3 protein-coding genes and 1 pseudogene are annotated in these 3426 nt (G+C 25.2%); all 4 read left to right on the top strand.

What is annotated here, in order from left to right; translation table 11 throughout:
• Nucleotides 1-182: 182 nt before the first annotated feature.
• Nucleotides 183-524, top strand: a pseudogene (locus tag HMPREF9129_RS11095) (hypothetical protein); the annotation flags it as partial.
• A 229-nt stretch (nucleotides 525-753) separates the two neighbouring features.
• Complete coding sequence (locus HMPREF9129_RS07720; protein WP_004822249.1) at nucleotides 754-1506, top strand: FtsX-like permease family protein; 753 nt, start codon at nucleotides 754-756, stop codon at nucleotides 1504-1506.
• A gap of 134 nt (nucleotides 1507-1640) precedes the next feature.
• Nucleotides 1641-2801, top strand: coding sequence for a hypothetical protein (locus HMPREF9129_RS07715; protein ID WP_156792638.1), 1161 nt, complete (start codon nucleotides 1641-1643; stop codon nucleotides 2799-2801).
• Nucleotides 2802-3426, top strand: a 625-nt coding sequence (locus HMPREF9129_RS07710; RefSeq protein ID WP_004822246.1) for an ABC transporter ATP-binding protein, incomplete at its 3' end; no start/stop codon positions are given.

Here is a 3426-nt window from a genome sequence, read left to right as displayed (position 1 = left end):
CGATCCTGATAACATAGCAAAATATGTGTATAAAAAGAGTGAAGTAAGAAAATCAAAATATGAATTACTAGAAGATTTTTATATAGAAGAGGTATAAGAAATTATCCTTTTATATACATTTTAAATTAAACAAAGAAGATATTTAAAATTGAATCAACGTTGAAGTAAAATAGTATACTATAGAAAAGTTTAAAGTTAGTAATTTTTCAATCGTTTTAAAGGATGACGATGGGAATAAAATTTATACCAATTGTTCAGCCTATGGAGATTAGACAAAAGATTTAGAAAATCTTAAACAAGGGGATTTTATTAAAATCTTCGGACAAGTAAAAACAAGTATCGATAACAACGGGAAGGAATATAAGAATGTCCGTATTTTGTCTTCTAAGCTCTTAAAAGCAAAAGAACAAGTAAAGAGTCAAGATAAAGATAAAAAGTCCATATTAGGGCAAATAAAAAGCTTTAAGACAGATGATAAAGCTAAGGCAAATAAGAAAGACCATAGCAAAGGTACAGAGAGATAAATATCGGCAGTCTTCGGACTGCCTTTATTTTTTTGCTATATTTTCATAGACTGTATAATTACATTATATCATTATCATAGATGTTAATACACAAAAGTTAGCTGAAATTAAATCTTAATATGTCTATAATATTATGGACTTGACTTTTAAAGGCGATAAAGTGATAATTTATTTAAGTATAAAAACAATGAGAATTTCTCAATTTTTACTTGCGGATTAACTTGTAAAGATGGATGTAGATACAATTGTATTGGACATTGCTCAGAAGAATGTTCATGGTCCTGTAAATCTGATTGTATGTATACATGTAGCAGTTCATGTAGTGGAAAATCTAAGTATTAATTTAATAGAGGTTTATATGTATTTAACAAAATTATTTTTACGAACAAACATAAAGAAAAAAGATTGTATATCAGTCCTATTTATAGGAGCTTTAACAGTAATGATCTTTAATATTTTACCGATGGTTTTGCAATCAATATTTTACTCTTTCAATAAATATGGTGCATTTCTGATGGAATATTATACTTATAAGACAATAATAAAGTTTATAAAAATTATATTTATAGGATATTTTTTATATACATATTTTAATTTTGTGAAGAGTAGAGGAGATTTATTTTATCTTTATAAACTTTTTGGAGCAGATAGATCAGAAATAATAGCCTTAAATTTAACATTTGGAATCATTGTTTATATTTTAAGTGTTCTGTTAGGTACATTATTTCTTTATTTTTCTACTAAAATACTTTATATAGCAATAAATTCAATGTTTGATATAAATTCCTTTCCAATCAAGATAGATTTTTCAATATATATAAGCACTATTATAATATTGGGAGTTATTATTTTACTTTTATCTATATATAATAGCGCTTATATACTTTTAAATGAAGGAGATAGACTTTATGTAGAGAGTAAAGTAGATAAGAAAGATTATAATAAAAATTATAAAAAGATAAAATATTTGCTATTTTACTGATAATAATCAGCTTTATTTTTGCAACCTTATATTCTCTAAGAGTGATTCCTTTTAGTATAGGAATTGTGTTTTATTTATTTTCTTTCATTTTAGGCTATACAATTTTAATGAATACAGCCATATTTAGTTATCCGGTGAAACTTCGTAAAAATAATAAAGTTATAGAAAGTATCGCCTTAGATAGTAGTTTTAATAGACATAGAAAATTAAATAAGATTGTAGTAAATTCAAATACCATAAGTGCCTTTATACTGATGTATGTATTTAGCATATTTTTACTTTCCTACTGGGGCAGTGTTTTAGATAAAGATATAGAAAAACCATATATTTATGACGCTTTAGTTGTTGGTGATAAGATAGAAGATTTAAAAGATTTGAATATAGACGCAAATAAAGTAGAAAAATCAGTAATATTTCCATCTTACACAGTACAACTAGGTATTACTGAATATAATGTAACCTCTGAATCTTTTTATAATAAGATACTTGATGAAAAATTACATTTAAATAATGGACATGGGAAATTGATTGAAACAACATTAAATAATGACAATTGGATTGTTTATGAGGGAGAAAAACAGAATTTTCATATAAGTAGTGGCGAAAAAAATAAAGACATATTAATAAATTCCTTAGATGGTAGATATGTGTTTAGAGGATTAGTTGAATGGAACGATTGGGTAATATTGTCAGATGAAGACTTCAAAGAATTGACTCCAGAAAATGTAGATGACATTCATTATTCAGAATTGATTAGATATAATGCCAATTATGGGAGAACATTAAACAATGAAATAAATGACATAGCCAAGAAAAATGATAAAATATCTGTATATTATAAAGATGTAATAGTAAATTTATTGAAAAGTTCTCAAAAGTTAATGGTTATCACAGTTGCTTTAATAGTAATTGCAATAAAAGGATTTATTTTATATTTATATAAGATAAAAATTAGAAACGATTTTAATTTTATTTTAGAAAAATATCAATTATTAGATTTACTTGGAATGGGTGGTAGTCGATATAGGTTGTTACGCAAAGAAATATTTTTAATATATTTCAAACCGGCAATAATTACTTATTTAGTAGTTCCATTGATTGCTATTTTTCCTTTTTACATTGATATTGAAACGGAAAAATCACTTGCAAGTTTCTTAGAACTTACAAAGTTTGGAGTTTGTGGTTTTGGAATTATATTAATGTTGTTTATATCATTTGAAATAATTGTCTATTTGAAAATTTCAAAAAATCTTACAAAAAAATTGAAGTTAAAGCGTATTGAGGTGAATGATTAAATGAATGAAATTATTAAAGTTGAAAATTTATGTAAATCATATGGTCAAGGAGAAAAGGGAATTTATTGTCAAAAGGTATTAGATAATTTAAACCTAGACATATATGACAAAGACTTTATAGCTATTATGGGACCATCAGGTAGCGGGAAAAGCACTCTTCTAAAGATAATTGGGCTAATTGATAATAATATAGATTCAGGAGAAGTATTATTTTTCGGAAAAAGTATCAGAAAAATAACTTTTTCTGAAGTTGCAAAACTTAGAAAAAATAAAATAGGATATGTTTTTCAGGATTTTAAAATATTACCGTCAATTACCATATTGGATAATATCATACTACCAAGCCTTATAGCTAAGAAATCTCCAGAGGAATCTAAAAAGAAAGCTTTAAAATATTTAGAAGAATTTGGGTTATATAATATTTATAATAAATACTCTTATGAAATTTCCGGTGGAGAACTACAAAGAGTAGCTATAATTAGATCATTAATGAATGATCCAGACATCATTTTTGCTGATGAGCCTACTGGTAATTTAGATAGTGCAAATACAGAACAGATAATTAGAATGCTAAAATATTTAAATGATAATTTTGGAAAAACAATAGTTATAGTTACACATAATA

Origin of the sequence: Peptoniphilus indolicus ATCC 29427, from assembly GCF_000227315.1 — a bacterium.
In the GTDB taxonomy this organism is placed as follows: domain Bacteria; phylum Bacillota; class Clostridia; order Tissierellales; family Peptoniphilaceae; genus Peptoniphilus; species Peptoniphilus indolicus.
Note: the sequence above shows the minus strand (reverse complement) of the source record. Positions and strands in the feature narration are given on the sequence as shown.